Consider the following 16,823-nt stretch of genomic DNA (forward strand, 5'->3'; position numbering starts at 1 on the left):
CCGCCAGCCGCAGCAGACGCCGACGACGAGTGCGCGGCATAGGGAGCCAGATATTCTTCAGGCACCATGATGATTCCTTAAATGTGCGCCGCCAGCGTGGCCAGCAGCAATTCCTGCGGCGCATTGGTAATGCTCGGCGCACCCAGCGGCTTGAGCAGGATGAACTTGATGGCGCCGCCTTCGTTCTTCTTGTCCACTTCCATCAGTTCGAGCCAGCGCGCGGTGCCCAGGTCGGGCGCCTTGACCGGCAGACCGGCAGCGGCCACCAGCGCACGCACGCGCGCCACCGAAGGCGCGTCGATCAGGCCCATGCGCTGCGACAGGTCGGCCGCCATCACCATGCCGCAACCGACCGCCTCGCCATGCAGCCACTCGCCGTAGCCGAGACCGGCTTCGATGGCGTGGCCGAACGTGTGGCCGAAATTGAGGATGGCGCGCAGGCCGCCTTCGCGCTCGTCCTGGCGCACCACGTCAGCCTTGATTTCGCACGAACGGGCGATCGCATACGCGAGCGCGCCCTTGTCGCGCGCCATCAGGAGGCCGATATTGGCTTCGATCCAGTCGAAGAAGGCGGCATCGATGATGGCGCCGTGCTTGATCACCTCGGCCAGCCCGGCCGACAGTTCGCGGTCGGGCAAGGTTTCCAAGGTGGACGTGTCGGCGATCACCGCGCGCGGCTGGTAAAACGCGCCGATCATGTTCTTGCCCAGCGGATGGTTGATGCCGGTCTTGCCGCCCACCGACGAATCGACCTGCGACAGCAAGGTGGTCGGTACCTGGATGAAATCGACGCCGCGCATATAGCTGGCGGCCGCGTAGCCGGTCAGGTCGCCGATCACGCCGCCGCCCAGGGCGATCAGCGTGGTCTTGCGGTCGGCCTTGTTGGCCAGCAGGGTGTCGAAGATCTGCATCAGGCTGGCCCAGTTCTTGAACTCTTCGCCATCGGGCAAAATCACCGACATCACCTGCTTGCCGGCCGCGCGCAGCGCCGACTCCACGCGCTCGAGGTACAGCGGCGCAACGGTGGTGTTGGTGACGATGGCGACCTTGCCGCCATTGACATGGCGCGCCAGCAGCGACGGGTCTTCCAGCAGCGATGGGCCGATCGAAATCGGGTAGCTGCGCTCGCCCAGGTCAACATTTAACAGGATGGTGGATTCTTCGTTCATCGATGGTTGGGCTCTGGTGGAACAGTTGGGCGCGGCTTCGCAGGCCAGCTTTTCCAGTTGATTCAGGATGGTCAGGACCATCGATTGTACGTTAGGACGGCCGGTATCGATGACGATATCGGCGATTTCCAAGTACAGCGGATCGCGCACCGCCATCAGCTCCTCGAGCTTCTTGCGCGGATCGGCGGTTTGCAGCAGGGGCCGGTTCTTGTCGTGCGCGGTGCGCTGCAGGATGCTGTTGACGGTCGTGCGCAGGTAGATCACCGTGCCGCGCGCCTTGAGGTGGGCGCGGTTGTCTGGATTGAGCACGGCGCCGCCGCCGGTGGCAAGCACCAGGTCTTGCTGGCCGGTCAGCTCGCGGATCACGTCGGCTTCGCGGCGGCGAAAGCTCGGCTCGCCCTCGATCTCGAAGATCCACGGGATCGACGCGCCGGTGCGCGCCTCGATCTCGTGATCGGAGTCGACAAAGCGCAGCCCCAGCTTGCGGGCCAGGATGCGGCCGATGGTGGTCTTTCCAGCACCCATCAAACCGACTAGAAACACATTTTGCATGCAAAATCCAACTAAATGCGGGCGGCTCCGACGCCCGCACACGCCCTCGCATCAAGCCCCGTTACCGAGCGGCTATTGCGGGTTGCTGCACGTCGTCGCCACCCCGTATGGGCTGACCGCGCCCGGCGGCGCGACATTCTGGTTTGTGTAATCGCTACTCAAACCTAGCAAGTGTACCAGAGAGGTATAGGTCGACTCGCTGCCATTTGACTGTCCGCGCACGGTCAGGTTCACATCGAGCCAGTTGGCGCGGTCGCGCGGATACACCAGCGACACCGTGGCCCGTCCGGTGGCATCGGTGGTGACGGCCGGCGTCACGTTGACCGGAATGCCCGGTTCGAGCTTGCCATTGCCGTTCAGATCCTCGCCGGCATCGAGAATGCCGTTGCGGTTCAAGTCCTCGTTATCGCACGGTACTTTCTGCACCGGCGCCCATGGCCCCGGGGCGGTGTAGTTCATAAAGCCCTTGAAATATTGCACCGGCAGCACCGACGCCGTCAGGCGCACGCCGGACACCGCATTGCCGGCCGCATCGGTGACGAACACCGCGTAGTCCTGCTGGTAGGTGGAACTGTCGGGCGTGGTGATCAGGTTGCCCGTGCCGGCGCTGATGAACAGCGAGCGCTGCGCCACGGTCAGCATGGCGGTGGCGCTGTTGTTGACCACGCTCCCACCGACGATGCGGGCGCGGATCTGCACGCCGTTGGTGGCGGTGGGCGTGGCGCCGGCAATGAAGCTTACCGTGGCCGAGCCATCGGCGGCGGTGGTGACGTCGGATGGCTGGGTGAGCGAACCGCCGCTGGCATCGGACACGATGGCAAACGACACCAGCGCGTTCTTGACCGGGTTGTTCTGCGCCGGGCCGTCGCGCACCACGGCGCGCAGCGTGACCTGCTGGCTGATGCTGCCGGGCGTGTTTACCCCGATCACGGCCGGGTCGGCCTGCACCGTGATGGTCGATGCGGTGGTGAGCGGCGCAACGAATTCCAGGTCGGACTGGGTGCCCAGCACGCCGGCCCTGGCCGTCAGCGTGGCCACGCCCGGACTGTTGGCATCGATATAGGCGGTGGCGGTGCCGTCGGCGAGCGTCAGCGCGCCGTTCAAGGGCACGGTACAGGTGGCATTGGTGTACACGGTGCCGCGCGAGCTGCTGATCGTCACATCGCCGGTGCTGCCACCGGTCACTGCTACCTGGCGGCAACTGCCGATAGTGGTGCTGGTAACCACGTTGCCACCGCCGTCCTGCACGCGCACGGCAAAGCTCGAGGTGTTGATCGCAATCGTGGTCGATGCCGTCTCGCCCAGCGAGCGCACGGTGATCACGTCGGTGCTGCCGCCACTGGCTGCATAGGTCAGGATCAACTGGCCGGCAGCGTTGGTCACGGCCGTGCCGCCGCCCTTGACCGTGAGCGCATTGGCGGTTGATGAGAACGTCACGGGCTTACCGACCAGCGCATTGCCGGCCGAATCGACCAGCTTGACCGCGACATCGAAAGCCGCGCCCGCGTTGATGGTGGACGGTGCATTGACGGTGAGCCGGTTGCCGGCCACGTTGACCACGGTGGAGACCGCCGTGGCCCCCACCGCGCCGGCGGTAATGCGGATCGCGCGCGAGGCGGGATCACCGCCGGTGCTCAGCTTTTCGCTGACGATGCCCTGGGCATTGGTGGTACGCGAGGTCAGCGTCAGGCTGCCGGAATCGGCTTTCAGGTCCACCACCACGCCGGGCAGCGCGGTATTGTTGGCATCGCGCACCAGCGCCACCACCGTCACTTCGCTGCCGGCCGCGCCGGACGAGGCCAGGCTGCCGCTGTCGGTGGTGAGCGACAGCGACGGCACGGCGGCCACTACCGCCACCTGCACCGGCGCCGACGTGCGTCCGCCGGCGCTGGCGGTCACGGTGATGGTGCGCAGCGACGCGTCGCCCGCCACGCTGAGTTTTTCAGCCACCTGGCCGGCCGTGTCGGTCAGGCGACTGGTGCTGCCCACGGTGCCGGAACTGGCGGTAAAGCTCACCGTCTCGCCGACCAGCGCGTTGCCGCCGCTGTCCTTGACGATGGCAGTCAACGTCACCTCGGTGCCGGCCAGGCCGGACGAGGCAATCGTGGCGGCGCTGGCCTGCAACGCCACGCTGGCGACTTTGGAGGCCGTGGGAGGCGTGACCGTGCCGGTACCGCCGCCGACCGTGCCGGGCGAGCCGCCACCGCCGCCGCAGCCGCCCAGCAAGGTTGTAAACATGGTCGCTGCCAGCCATCCGATGATGCGTTTCATACAGTATCCCCTGTCAAACTGCTTACTTGATTTTGTCGGTGACAATCTTCGGCGTGATAAACACCAGCAATTCGGTCTTGTCGTTGGTGCGGCCCGTGGTGCGGAACAGGTAGCCGAGCACCGGCACGTCGCCCAGCAGCGGCACCTTGCTGGTCGAATTGCGCTCGGTCTGCTGGTAGATGCCGCCCAGCACTACCGTGCCGCCGTTTTCCACCATCACCTGGGTCTTGATATGCTTGGTGTCGATGGCAAAGCCGGACCGGGTTTCCTGGCCCACGCTGTCCTTGTTCACATCGACCTCGATCACCACGTTGCCGTCGGGCGTGATCTGCGGCGTCACTTCCAGCCGCAAATTGGCCTTGCGGAACTGGATCGACGTGGCGCCGCTGCTGGTGGCCACCTGGTACGGCAGTTCGATGCCCTGCTCGATCAGCGCCATCGCCTTGTCGGCCGTGATCACGCGCGGGCTGGAAACGATCTTGCCGGTGCCGTCGGCTTCCAGCGCCGAGAGTTCGAGGTTGAGGAAGCGGTTGTCGGCCGCCGAGAACAGGCTCAGCGCCAGGCTGGCGGCATTGATGCCGTTGATGCCGGCGGCCGGCAAATTGACGAACTGGGTGTTGTTGTAGCTGCTGGTAGTGGGCGCGATCTGGCCGGTCACCTCGCCCACGCCGGTCATATTGCCGCCGATGCCCACCCGGCTGTTGCCATTACCCACCTGGTAGCCCGAGTCACCGCCGCGCACGGTGCGCATGTCGGAAAAGCCGAGCTTGGCGCCGAGGTTGCGGGTGAAGGTATCGCTGGCCTCGACGATACGCGCCTCGATCAGCACTTGCTTGGTGGCGACGTCGGTCTTGGCGATCAGGCGCCGCACGTCCTCGATCTTGGCCACGGTATCGGTGACGAACAGCTGGTTGGTGCGCGGCTCGATGATGGCGCTGCCGCGCCGCGACAGCACGCGGTTGCCGGCGCCGGCGGCCGCGTCAAGGCCGAACACGGTGCGAAACGCCTCGGCCTTCTGGTAGTTGAGCTGGAAGATTTCCGATTTCAACGGTTCCAGGTCGGCAATCTGGGCGCGCTGCTCGAGTTCGAGTTTTTCCTTGGTCAGCAGCTCTTCCTTGGGCGCGATCCACAGCACCGAGCCGTTCTTGCGCATATCGAGACCCTTCGCTTGCAGGATCACGTCCAGCGCCTGGTCCCACGGCACGTCTTTCAGGCGCAGGGTCAGGTTGCCGGTCACGCTGTCGCTGGTGATGATGTTCAGGCCCGAGACGTCGGCAATCACCTGCAGCGCCGCGCGCACCTCGAGGTTCTGGAAATTGAAGGTCAGCTTGTCGCCGCGATAGCCTTGCGAACCCTGCACGATGCGGCGCGGATCTTCCTTGATCGGCCGTACGTCCACCACCAGCTGCGCATCGTTTTGGTACACGCTCTGCTCCCACAGGCCGCGCGCCTCGACGGTCATGCGCGCATGGTCGCCCTGCTGCACCGTGGTGACGAAGCTGACCGGCGTGCCGAAGTCCCCGACGTCGAGCCGGCGCCGCAATGCCTCCGGCGCACCGGCGCCGATGAAGTCCACTACCACGCCGGTGGGGGTTTGCCGCACATCGGCCGCTGCGCCACGGGGCAGCTCCACCACCACCCGCCCCTCGCCGTTGTCGCCACGGCGGAAGTCGATGGTTTTCAACTGCGGCCGCTCGCTAGCCGCAGCAGAGGCGGCCGAGGCAGCCGAGGCAGCAACGCCGGCACCGGTATCGATGGTCAGCACCACGGCCTTGCCGTCGATGGCCATGCTGTAGCCGAGGCTGCGATTCAGGTGGAACAGCAGCCGCGCGCGGTCGCCCGCCTGCACCACGTGCACACTGCGCAGGTCACCGAGGCCGAAGTCGTGCTCGGTTTTGCCGGTGCGGTTGGCGATCGCGCCGAAGTCGAGCGCGATGCGCGGCGGGTTGCTGATGGCAAACGCCGCCGGCAACGCGGTCGGCGGCTGCGTCAGCCCGATGCGCACCACCAGATTGGCCCCCTGCTGGCTGGCGGTAATGGAGTCGATGGCGTTGCTGTCCTGGGCGCGAACGGCGCCGCCGCCAGACAGCAACACGAGCAACAAAAATAGTTGAGCCATCAGTCGAGCCCTCATTTGGCGGTCTCCTTGCTTTCCTGTAGTTCCAGCGTGGCCAGGTGTTCGGCCCATTCGCCGGTGGCGTCCTGCACGACTTCGCGGATGGACACGGTGGCATCGGTAATGCCGGTGATCACGCCATGGTTCTGGCCCAGGTACTGCCCCTTGACAGCCTTGTACACGTTGCGGTCGATCTGCAATACCGCGTACATGGTGCCGTTCATTTCCATGGTGCCCACCATTTTCATGGTGTCGAGCGGGTAGTTTTCCAGCAGTTCCTTGCGCCGCTTGAGGTCAGGCGCCAGGCCGCCGCCACCGGCGCCGACGTCGAGCCCCTGCCGCGCCAGCTCGGCGAGCAGCTTGTTGGGGTTGAACGGATCGAGCACGTCCTTTTGCTGGTAGGCGAACGGAATGAAGGTTTTCGGTTCGGCCAGCGGCGGCACGCCGACCTTGGTCTCCGCGTCGACCTGCTTCATCCAGGCGCGCACTTCCTGCACGTCGCTGTCGCCGCAGCCGGCCAGCAAGAGTAACAACCACCATGGACGGGGGCGCAGGTTCATGATCGCTTGGCCGCTTTCTTTTTGGCGTCGGCCGCCTTGCGCTGGGCCTGCACCTCGTCGGGGTCGAGGTAGCGGAAGGTCTTGGCGACGGCGTCCAGCGTCAGCACGCCGTCCTTGTTGGTCGTCAGCGTCATGTTGTTGAGAGTGACGATGCGCGGCAGGTTGGCCATGTCGGCGGCAAACGCGCCGATGTCGTGGTAGCTGCCGGTGACCTTGATGTCGATCGGCAGTTCGGCGTAGTAATCCCTGAGCACCACCTGGGCCGGCTTGAACAGCTCGAACTGCAGGCCGCGCCCGGAGCCGGCCTGGTTGATGTCGGTCAGCAGCGCGGCCATCTCGGCCTTGCTCGGCAGCTGCTTTTGCAGGCGGTCGACATAGCGGTCCACTTGCAGCTTTTGCGCCTGCAACGCTTCCAGGTTGACCGCCTTGGCGGTCTTCAGGCGGTATTCCGCGCGCAGCCGCACCTCGGCCTGGGCGCCGGCGTCCTGCATCTCGAACTGGCCGCTCCAGTAGGCGAAATAGCCGCCCACGATGGCCGCCACCGCCACGCCGGCGGCGCACAGCACGCGCGGCGCCAGCGGCCACTGGCCCGGCTGGCGACGGTTGAGGTTGCGAAACTGCGCGGTAAAGCGTGCGAACAGTTCGCCCAGGTCGGGACCGCTGCGGCGCTTGGGTTTGCTCTTCATACTGCCGGTCCTCCCGCCGCTGCTGGGGCTGCTGGTGCTGCTGGTGCTGGTGCTGGTGCTGGTACTGGCAATGGTGCTGGTACTGGCAATGGTGCTGGTACTGATGCTGGTGCTGGCGCCGTACCGGGCTGCAGCGGGGCCGCCACATCCTTGTCACGCGGCCGGCGAATGTTGACGATCAAGTTGAATTCGACCACCTTGCGCACCGTGCGTCCCTGCGCCAGCGGCGCGGCTTTCACTTCGATCAATTCCGGCTTTTCCAGCCAGGGCGAGACGCCGGCCAGGTTGCGCAGCAGTTCGGACACCCGCTCCTGCGATTGCGCATAGCCGTCGATGGTCACCTTCTGCCCCTCCTGGCGAAAGCCTTTCAGGTACACGCCGGCCGGTGTTTGCCGGACCAGTTCGTCGAGCAGGTACACCGGCTGGTTGCGGTCGCCCTGCAAGTCCTCGACCGCTTGCTGGCGCGCTTTCAGCGCTTCGATTTCCTGTTTCAACGTGGCGATGCGGACGATCTTTTTATCGAGCTCGCCGATGGCCGAGGTCAGTGCGCCGTTGCGCTCGTCCTGGATCGAAATCGCACGGGCGTTGTACGCGCCCACCATCAACACCACCGCCACGCCCGCGACGCCGCCCAGCGCCAGCAGCGCCACGAAGGCGGCCTGCTTCTGCTTGCGCTTTTCTTCGCGGTGGGGCAGCAGGTTGATGCGTATCATCAGCCAAACCTCCGCAACGCCAACCCGCAGGCCACCAGGTAGGCCGGACCGTCGAGGCGCAACTGCGATTCGCGCACCGTCGGTCCCAGTTGCATGCCCTTGAAGGGCGCAGCCACCGCGCAGGCGATGCGGGTGCGGCTGGCGATCAGGTCCAGCAGCCCCGGCAGCAAGGCGCAGCCGCCGGCCAGGAACAGCCGGTCGATGCGCGTGTAGGGGGTGGACGTGTAAAAGAACTGGATCGCACGCGTGACTTCCATCACCGCGCTTTCCAGGAATGGCGTGAGCAGTTCCGGCACGTAATTGTCGGGAAGGTCGCCGGTTTTCTTGCGCGCCTCGGCCTCCTCGAACGCCATGCCGTAGGCGCGCACGATGTCGTGGGTCAGTGAATTGCCGCCGAACGGCTGCTCGCGCTCGTAGACGGTGGCGCCGTCGAGCATGACGGAAATATGCGTGACCTGGGCGCCAACCTGGAACAGCGCCACCACCCGGCCGGCGCCCGCCTCGGGCATCAGGGCGGTGACGCGGTCGAGCGCGGCGCGGGCAGCGTACGATTCGATGTCCATCACCGTCGCTTTCAAGCCGGAGGCCTCGGCAATCGCCACCCGGTCCTCGATCTTTTCGCGGCGCGAGGCAGCCAGCATTACTTCCACGTCCTCGGGCGAATTGGCTGGGCCGATGATGTCGAAGTCCAGGCTCACTTCATCGAGCGCGAATGGAATGTACTGGCTGGCCTCGGACTCGACCTGCATTTCCAGTTGCTCTTCCGACAAGCCGGCAGCCAGGATGATTTTCTTGGTGATCACCGAGGCCGGCGGCATGCCCAGCGCCACCAGCCTGGCTCGGGTGCCGCTTTTCTTGCATACGCGACGCAGGGTTTCCACCACCTGGTCCATGTTCTCGATGGCGCCATCGACCACGGCGCCGCGCGGCAGCGCCTCGGCGGCATAACGCTCGAGCCGCAACTCGTCCTTGGCGCCTTGTGCCAGCTCCACCAACCGTACGCACGATGTACTAATGTCAATCCCGATCAATGGCGGATTACGGGGGCCGAAAAGGGCCTGGAATGCATTCATGCGCGTCCCCAGAGTGAACTCCTACAGTAAGTCGAGCCTGTAACGGTGTAAAGATATTTCTGTCGTGCACGATTCGCTTTCGCCACACTTATTACCGTTGATCATGCCGGCGCGGCAAAACCGGGCCGCCACAGGCGCGCCGCTGGTTCGGCACTCGCTTATAATGGCCCGGATTATTTTCAGAAAGATCGAACTGCATGGCTTCTTCCAAATCGGCTCCTCCCACCGGCGACGGCGACACCCCGCGCGCTGGCGGCAAAACCAAATCCGCGTCGCCAGCGTCGCGATTCTTCCTGATCGCCGGCCTGTCCGCGCTGGGCCTGGCCGTGGGCGGCGTGCTGCTGGTGGTCTTCGGCCTGGCGATGGCCTACCCCAACCTGCCCGAGCTCGACACGCTGACCGACTATCGTCCGAAGATGCCGCTGCGGATCTTCTCGGCCGATAACGTGCTGATCGGCGAGTTCGGCGAGGAGCGCCGCAACCTGGTGCGCATCAAGGACATTCCCGACGTGATGAAGAAGGCCGTGCTGGCCATCGAAGACGACCGCTTCTACGAGCACGGCGGCGTCGATTACACCGGCATCCTGCGCGCGGCCGTGCACAACGCCACCGGCGGCGCCAAGCAGGGCGCGTCGACCATCACCCAGCAAGTCGCGCGCAACTTCTTCCTGTCCAGTGAGCAGACCATCAAGCGCAAGGTCTATGAAATGCTGCTGGCCTGGAAGATCGAGAAAAACCTGAGCAAGGACCAGATTCTCGAGGTGTATATGAACCAGATCTACCTGGGCCAGCGCGCTTACGGTTTCTCGTCGGCCGCGCAAATCTATTTTGGCAAGAATATCCGCGACATCAGCGTGGCCGAGGCGGCCATGCTGGCCGGCCTGCCCAAGGCCCCTTCTGCCTACAATCCTGTCGTCAATCCCAAGCGCGCGCGCACCCGCCAGCAGTACATCCTTACGCGCATGCACAGCCTGGGCTACATCAGCGACCTGCAGTACGAGGAAGCGCGCGCCGAGCCGCTCAAGGTCAAGACCGACAGCAGCGAGTTCGGCGTACACGCCGAGTACGTGGCCGAAATGGCGCGCCAGCTGGTCTATGAACAGTTCAAGGAAGACACGTATACGCGCGGGCTGAACGTGTTTACCACCATCACCAAGGCCGACCAGGACGCTGCCTACCTGGCGCTGCGCCGTGGCGTGATGGACTACGAGCGCCGCCACCCGTATCGCGGCCCGGAAGCGTACATCGACATCCCTGCGAAAAAGGAAGACGCCGACGACGCCATCGAAACCGAACTGGCCGACCACCCGGACAGCGACGACATCATTGCCGCCATCGTGCTGCAGGCCACCCCGCAGCTGATCGTGGCGGTGACCGCCTCCGGTGAGGAAATCCGCATCAGCGGCGCCGGCCTGGCCATGGGTCGCGCCTGGCTGTCGGACAAGGCCGCGCCCAACAAGCGCATCCGCCGTGGCGCCGTGGTGCGCGTGATGCGCGAAGAAAAGGACTGGGAACTGACGCAGATGCCGCAGATCGAATCGGCCTTTGTTGCAGCCAGCACCGAGGACGGCGCCATCAAGGCCATGGTGGGCGGTTTCGACTACAACCGTAACAAGTTCAACCACGTCACCCAGGCGTGGCGCCAGCCGGGTTCGTCGTTCAAGCCGTTCATCTACTCGGCCTCGCTCGAGCGCGGCCTGTCGCCCTCGACCATCATCAACGATGCGCCGATCTCGTTCGACGCCGGCCAGACCGGCGGCCAGGCCTGGGAGCCGAAGAACTACGACGGCAAATACGACGGCCCGATGACCATGCGCCGTGGCCTGACCAAGTCGAAAAACATGATTTCGATCCGCATCCTGCACAAGATCGGCGCCAAGTATGGCCAGGAATACACCACGCGCTTCGGTTTCGACGCCGACAAGAATCCGCCGTACCTGACCCTGGCGCTGGGCGCGGGTAACGTCACGCCGCTGCAAATGGCCGGCGCGTACGCGGTGTTCGCCAACGGCGGCTACAAGGTCAGCCCGTACCTGATCGCCAAGGTGACCGACGCCGACGGCAAGATCCTGTCGCAGGCGACGCCAGACAAGGCTGGCGACGAGAAGAACCGCGTGATCGACGAGCGCAACGCCTTCCTGATGGACAGCATGCTCAAGGACGTGGTGCGCTTCGGCACGGCGACCAAGGCGCTGGCGCTCAAGCGCCCCGACATCTCGGGCAAGACCGGCACCACCAACGATTCGATCGACGCCTGGTTTGCCGGCTACCAGCCCAAGCTGGTGGGCGTGGCCTGGATCGGCTACGACCAGCCGCGCAACCTGGGCAACCGCGAAACCGGCGGCGGCCTGGCGCTGCCGATCTGGATCAACTACATGCAAAAGGCGCTGAAAAACATCCCGATCGAGGAGCGCGCGGTGCCGGAGGGCGTGATGCTGGTCGGCGACGAGTATTATTATGCCGAGAACCCGCCGGGCACCGGCGTACACAATATCGACGGCGCCAACCAGGGCACCCCGGCCGAAGAAAAGGCCAAGGACGCGGTCAAGAACGAGTTGTTCTAAGGGAAGCTCGACAAACCTACTGCGCGGCCCGCTATCGCCGCTGCGTTGCTCAGCGTACCTGCGTACGCTTGCGCTACTCCCGACGATATCGAGCCGCTCGCTACGGTTTTTCGAGCTCCCTCGCCAGCCGGGCTGGCATAAAAAAACGGCGGCCCTGGTGGCCGCCGTTGTTGTTTTCAAGCTCAGCTATTTTCAGCCGGTGATGACCACAGGGGCGCCGCCCTGGGCACTGACCATCTCCGACAGCGACGCCAGCATTTCCGAGCCGTCACGGGTATTGATCCACTGGCCTTCCTTCTGGCGATAGTGGTAACCGCCCGAACGCGAAGCGACCCACAGCTCCTTCATCGCCGCCTGGCTGTTGACGATGATCTTGGAACCGTTGTGGAGGAATTCGATTTCCAGCACGTTGCCGCTGCGGCTGCATTCGACGTCGATCATGTCTTCGTCGTTCAATTTGTCCAACGCCGCCTCGATGGCGTCGAGGGTGGCCTCGGCCTGCGCCAGGAATTCTGAATCGCCCATGCTAAACTCCGATATCTATAGTCAATCCGTGATTCTATCGTGAAGTCTGTCCCGACATCCCCTATTCGTTATGCTGTCTTTCCGATTATCGGCGCCGCCACCGTGGCGCTGACGGTCATGCTCAGCGGTTGCGGCCAACCCGGCCCGCTTTACCTGCCCAAGCCGCCAGTGTCCAAGCCTGCCAAGAGCAGCACGGTCCCGGTATCCCCGGCCGCCGAACCGCCGGCGCCCATCGTGCCCACGCCGGCCGAGCCGATTGCGCCGCCGTCCATGCAGTCTCCCACCACCGTACCGACCATCAAATAATTCTATGTCGCAATTTTCGTATCAAGACGGCGTGCTGCACGCCGAAGGCGTGTCGCTGGCCGCCATCGCTGCCGAGCATGGCACCCCGACCTATGTGTACTCCAAAGCCGCGCTGCTGGGCAACTTCGCCTCGTACGCCGACGCCTGCCGGGGCCGCGACGCGCTGGTGTGCTACGCCATGAAGGCCAATTCCAACCTGGCGATCCTCGACCTGCTGGCGCGCCAGGGCGCCGGGTTCGACATCGTCTCCGGCGGCGAGCTGCAACGCGTGCTGGCCGCCGGCGGCGACCCGCGCAAGGTGATCTTCTCGGGCGTGGGCAAGAGCGTCGATGAAATGCGCCTGGCGCTGTCGCACGACATCCTGTGCTTCAATGTCGAATCAATCCCCGAACTGCACCGCCTCAATGACGTGGCCGGCGCCATGGGCAAGACCGCGCGCATTTCGCTGCGGGTCAACCCCAACGTCGATCCGAAGACCCACCCGTACATCGCCACCGGCCTGAAAGCGAGCAAATTCGGCGTCGCGTTCGATGACGCGCTCGACACCTACCGCGCCGCCGCCGCGCTGCCGCACATCGACGTGGCCGGCATCGACTGCCACATCGGTTCGCAACTGCTGGACGACCAGCCGCTGCTCGAAGCGCTGGACCGCCTGATCGAACTGATCGACCGCCTCGGCGACGAAGGCATCACCTTGCACCACCTCGACATGGGCGGCGGCATCGGCATCGACTACCGCGAAGCCGGTGAAGCGGCGCCGGTACCGGTGGGCGACTACCTGGGCCGCGTGTTCGCCCGCATCGACGCCTGGCGCGCCGAGCGTTACGCAGGCCGTCCAATCAAGGTGATTTTCGAACCGGGCCGCTCGATCGTCGGCGACACCGGCGTGCTGCTGACCCGCGTGGAATTCATCAAGCACGGCGAAGAGAAGAACTTCTGCATCGTTGACGCCGCCATGAACGACATGGCGCGCCCGGCCCTGTACCAGGCCTGGATGGACATGCAACCGGTGGCGCAAACGGCTGCCGAGAGCAAGACCTACGACATCGTCGGCCCGATCTGCGAATCAGGCGACTGGCTGGCCCGCGACCGCGACCTGGCAGTTGAAGCGGGCGACCTCCTGGTCATGCACTCGGCAGGCGCCTACGGCATGACCATGGCGTCGAACTACAACACCCGCGGCCGCGCCGCCGAAATCATCGTCGACGGCGCCACCACCCACGTAATACGCCGCCGCGAAACCCCAGCCGAGCTCTACGCCCTCGAATCGCTGATCAACTAACACTTCGGGGTCAGTGCCGACATTCGGACACGAACTCGAGCTATAGCAGCTGAGCTTGTGTCCGAATGTCGGCACTGACCCCGAACTAGTTTCAGGCCTTGGCCTGCTTGCGCAGCGCCCAGAACACCCGCATTCCCAGCAGCACTGCCAGGATCGAGCCGTAGATGATTGGTTCGGTAAAGTTGTGCTTGCCTGCTTTCATCCACCAGAAGTGCAGGATCGCCAGCGGTGCGATCACGTAGATCAGCCGGTGCAACCACTGCCAGCGCTTGCCGCCCAGGCGGCGGATCATGGCGTTGGTGCTGGTGGCCGCCAGCGGTATCAAGAGCACGAAGGCGATGAAGCCGACCGTGATGAACGGGCGCCGCAGCACGTCTTTCCACATTTCCGCCAGGTCGAAGAAATGGTCGAACCATAAAAACGTCATGAAGTGCAGCACGGCGTAAAAGAACATGAACAGGCCCAGCATGCGGCGCAGCTTGACCAGCCAGTTCCATTTACTCACACGCCGCAACGGCGTGACCGCCAGCGTAAAGCACAGGAAGTACAAGGTCCAGTCGCCGGTGGAGCGCGTGATGAATTCGAGCGGTTCGACCAGTTGCCCGGTCACCGTCAGGTACACCATGCGCGCCAGCGGGATCAAGGCGGCCAGAAATACGCCAGCCTTGATCAGGCTGGTCTGGCGCGCGGTGGGATTGAAAGCCATGCTGTGCTACGCCCTCAATAGAATTTTTTCAGGTCCATGCCGGCGTACAACGGTGCGACGTCGCTGTAGCCGTTGAACATCAAGGTCTTGCGCTTGCGGGCCAGGAAACCGTCTTCGCCGATGCGGCGCTCGGATGCCTGCGACCAGCGCGGATGGTCGACGTCGGGGTTCACGTTGGAATAAAAACCATACTCGCGCGGCGCCGAGATATTCCACGACGTGCGCGGCATGTCCTTCACGAAGCGGATCTTGACGATCGACTTGGCCGACTTGAAACCATATTTCCAAGGCAAGACCATGCGCACCGGCGCGCCGTTCTGGTTCGGCAGCACCTCGCCATACATGCCAAAGGTGAGCAGCGCCAGCGGGTGATTGGCTTCGTCGATGCGCAGCCCTTCCGTGTACGGCCACTCGAGCACGCGGCTGCCCACGCCCGGCATCTGCTTGCGGTCGTTGAGAGTGATGAATTCCACGTACTTGGCGTTGCCGGTCGGCTCGACTTTCTTGATGATCTCGGAGAACGAGTAACCGACCCACGGAATCACCATCGACCAGCCTTCCACGCAGCGCAGCCGGTAGATGCGCTCTTCCATCGGCGCCAGCTTGAGCAGCGCGTCGATGTCGAGCGTCATCGGTTTTTTGACTTCGCCTTCGATCTGCACCGTCCACGGCCGGGTTTTCAGGGTGCCGGCGTTCGCTGCCGGGTCACTCTTGTCGGTGCCGAACTCGTAGAAATTGTTGTAGGTGGTGGCGTCCTTGTACGGCGTCTGCTTGTCGAGCGCCGAATAGGCCGGGTTGAGCTTGGCCGGCAGCTTGGCCAGGCCGGCGCCCTGGGCGAACGCTTCGCGGTTGGCCATTTCCAGCAGCGCGGCGCTGCCGATGGCACCGGCAGCCACCTGCTTGATGAAGGTGCGGCGCGATTCGTACAGCTCGCGCGGCGTGATTTCCGACGAAAACGGCAGTTCGATACCGTTGGGGCTACGCTTGATCAGCATGTTGTCTCCAGAAAAGGGGCAAGGCAATAACTCCACCTTACACCAATCCCGGAAAACAAAGATGACAGCTCAGTTAACTAGGAAAATAGTTTTACAGCTTGCCGTACGAGTGCAGACCGGACAGGAACATGTTGACGCCCAGGAAAGCGAACGTGGTCACCAGCAAGCCCACCAGCGCCCACCAGGCCGCCGGACGGCCGCGCAAGCCCGTCATCAGGCGCATGTGCAACCAAGCCGCGTAGTTGAGCCAGACGATCAGCGCCCAAGTCTCTTTCGGGTCCCACGACCAGTAGCCGCCCCATGCTTCGGCCGCCCACAGCGCGCCCAGGATGGTAGCGATGGTAAAGAAAGCGAAACCGGCCGAGATGGCCTTGTACATGACATCATCGAGCACCTCGAGCGACGGCAGGGGGTCCGCCAGGCGGCCCGACGATTTGAGCAGGTAGGCCATTGCCACCATGGCAGCGAGCGCGAAGTTACCGTAGCCGATGAAGTTGGCCGGCACGTGGATCTTCATCCACCAGCTTTGCAGCGCCGGCAGCAGCGGCTGGATCTCGGCCGCGTCGCGCGACGTGGTGTACCAGAACAAAAAGCCGATGGCAGCCGTGATAATCAGCAGCACGAACGGGCCCATCTGGCGGGTCTTGTAGCGGTCCTCGAAATACAGGTAGAACATCGCCGTGATCAGCGAGAACAGGATGAACACTTCGTACAGGTTGGAGACGGGAATGTGACCGACGTCGGCGCCGATCAGGTACGACTCGTACCAGCGCACCATCATGCCGGTCCAGCCCAGCACCACGGCAGCCCAGCTGAGCTTGGTGCCGAGGCTGCTCCACGCTTCCGAACGGCCGGCAAAGCCGATCCAGTAGAACAGCGTGGACAGGCAGAACATCACGCTCATCCACAAAATCGCCGACTGGCTAGAGATCATGTAGCGCAGCCAGAACTTTTGCGTGCCCATGTCGAGCTGGCCCGCGTACATCGAGATCGCCCACAGCGACAGCAAGGCGACCAGCGCCATCAGCCAGCGCACCGGCTTCCAGTGCCAGCCCAGCGCCGCGAACACGGGTGCGCACAGCAGCATGATCGCTTCCTCGTACACGTCCATGAAATGGCCGTAGCGGTTGAAGGCGAACACGGCGCCGGCCAGCAAGGCGGCGGCGAACAGCCAGTCCACCACGGTCAAGCGCTTGAAGTAGCCGGGCGCCTGCACATAGGTGCTGCCGCTGGCCTGGGTGGCAGGTGTCGAGCCTTGGGATTTTTCAGTCAGTTCCATCATTTCTCCGTGCTGCACTGATCGTA

General features: G+C 64.2%; 14 protein-coding genes. 3 read left to right on the forward strand and 11 right to left on the reverse strand.

The annotated features are described in order from the left end of the window. Nucleotides 1-77 precede the first annotated feature (77 nt). The 7 genes from aroKB to DUPY_RS01515 form a co-directional block, all read right to left on the reverse strand. Nucleotides 78-1,721 (reverse strand): bifunctional shikimate kinase/3-dehydroquinate synthase AroKB, encoded by a 1,644-nt coding sequence (gene aroKB / locus DUPY_RS01485; protein ID WP_084640493.1) that lies wholly within the window; start codon nt 1,719-1,721, stop codon nt 78-80. 72 nt (nt 1,722-1,793) lie between these two features. Further along, a complete protein-coding gene (locus DUPY_RS01490; RefSeq protein WP_070245949.1) occupies nt 1,794-3,992 on the reverse strand; it encodes a beta strand repeat-containing protein in 2,199 nt (732 codons plus the stop codon). Nucleotides 3,993-4,014: 22 nt separating this feature from the next. Continuing rightward, the gene (locus DUPY_RS01495; protein ID WP_229255204.1) at nt 4,015-6,111 is read right to left on the reverse strand and encodes a type IV pilus secretin PilQ; all 2,097 of its coding nucleotides are present in this window, start codon (nt 6,109-6,111) and stop codon (nt 4,015-4,017) included. Between the two features lie 11 nt (nt 6,112-6,122). Then, a complete protein-coding gene (locus tag DUPY_RS01500) occupies nt 6,123-6,668 on the reverse strand; it encodes a pilus assembly protein PilP (protein ID WP_070245951.1) in 546 nt (181 codons plus the stop codon). Next, the gene (locus tag DUPY_RS01505; protein WP_070245952.1) at nt 6,665-7,354 is read right to left on the reverse strand and encodes a type IV pilus inner membrane component PilO; all 690 of its coding nucleotides are present in this window, start codon (nt 7,352-7,354) and stop codon (nt 6,665-6,667) included. Before DUPY_RS01505 ends, DUPY_RS01500 begins: the two co-directional genes overlap by 4 nt. Further along, nucleotides 7,351-8,067 carry a PilN domain-containing protein gene (locus tag DUPY_RS01510; RefSeq protein WP_229255205.1) on the reverse strand — a complete coding sequence of 239 codons (717 nt, stop codon included), beginning with the start codon at nt 8,065-8,067 and terminating at the stop codon, nt 7,351-7,353. The genes DUPY_RS01505 and DUPY_RS01510 overlap by 4 nt, the downstream gene beginning before the upstream one ends. After that, entirely contained in the window at nt 8,067-9,140 is a 1,074-nt protein-coding gene (locus DUPY_RS01515; RefSeq protein WP_070245953.1) for a pilus assembly protein PilM, read from the reverse strand. Before DUPY_RS01515 ends, DUPY_RS01510 begins: the two co-directional genes overlap by 1 nt. Nucleotides 9,141-9,337: 197 nt before the next feature. Between DUPY_RS01515 and DUPY_RS01520 the strand changes: the two genes are divergently transcribed. Next, nucleotides 9,338-11,704, forward strand: coding sequence for a penicillin-binding protein 1A (locus DUPY_RS01520; RefSeq protein ID WP_070245954.1), 2,367 nt, complete (start codon nt 9,338-9,340; stop codon nt 11,702-11,704). A gap of 192 nt (nt 11,705-11,896) precedes the next feature. Here DUPY_RS01520 and cyaY read toward each other — a convergent pair whose 3' ends face one another. Then, nucleotides 11,897-12,229 carry an iron donor protein CyaY gene (cyaY, locus tag DUPY_RS01525; protein ID WP_070245955.1) on the reverse strand — a complete coding sequence of 111 codons (333 nt, stop codon included), beginning with the start codon at nt 12,227-12,229 and terminating at the stop codon, nt 11,897-11,899. A 39-nt stretch (nt 12,230-12,268) separates the two neighbouring features. Here cyaY and lptM point away from each other — a divergent pair, with 39 nt between their 5' ends. Together lptM and lysA are read left to right on the forward strand one after the other, a co-directional pair. Beyond that, nucleotides 12,269-12,535, forward strand: a complete 267-nt coding sequence (gene lptM / locus DUPY_RS01530; protein ID WP_141749381.1) for an LPS translocon maturation chaperone LptM — start codon at nt 12,269-12,271, stop codon at nt 12,533-12,535. Between the two features lie 4 nt (nt 12,536-12,539). Next, the gene (lysA, locus tag DUPY_RS01535) at nt 12,540-13,817 is read left to right on the forward strand and encodes a diaminopimelate decarboxylase (RefSeq protein WP_070245957.1); all 1,278 of its coding nucleotides are present in this window, start codon (nt 12,540-12,542) and stop codon (nt 13,815-13,817) included. Nucleotides 13,818-13,908: 91 nt separating this feature from the next. Here lysA and msrQ read toward each other — a convergent pair whose 3' ends face one another. From msrQ to ccsB, 3 genes are all read right to left on the reverse strand, one after another. Next, entirely contained in the window at nt 13,909-14,523 is a 615-nt protein-coding gene (gene msrQ, locus DUPY_RS01540) for a protein-methionine-sulfoxide reductase heme-binding subunit MsrQ (protein ID WP_070245958.1), read from the reverse strand. A 14-nt stretch (nt 14,524-14,537) separates the two neighbouring features. Next, entirely contained in the window at nt 14,538-15,518 is a 981-nt protein-coding gene (msrP, locus tag DUPY_RS01545) for a protein-methionine-sulfoxide reductase catalytic subunit MsrP (protein ID WP_070245959.1), read from the reverse strand. 91 nt (nt 15,519-15,609) lie between these two features. Further along, nucleotides 15,610-16,797: a c-type cytochrome biogenesis protein CcsB gene (gene ccsB, locus DUPY_RS01550; protein ID WP_070245960.1), complete on the reverse strand. Its 1,188-nt coding sequence runs from the start codon at nt 16,795-16,797 to the stop codon at nt 15,610-15,612. Nucleotides 16,798-16,823: the final 26 nt, after the last annotated feature.

This window comes from Duganella phyllosphaerae (genome assembly GCF_001758785.1).
Classification (GTDB): Bacteria; Pseudomonadota; Gammaproteobacteria; order Burkholderiales; family Burkholderiaceae_D; genus Rugamonas; species Rugamonas phyllosphaerae.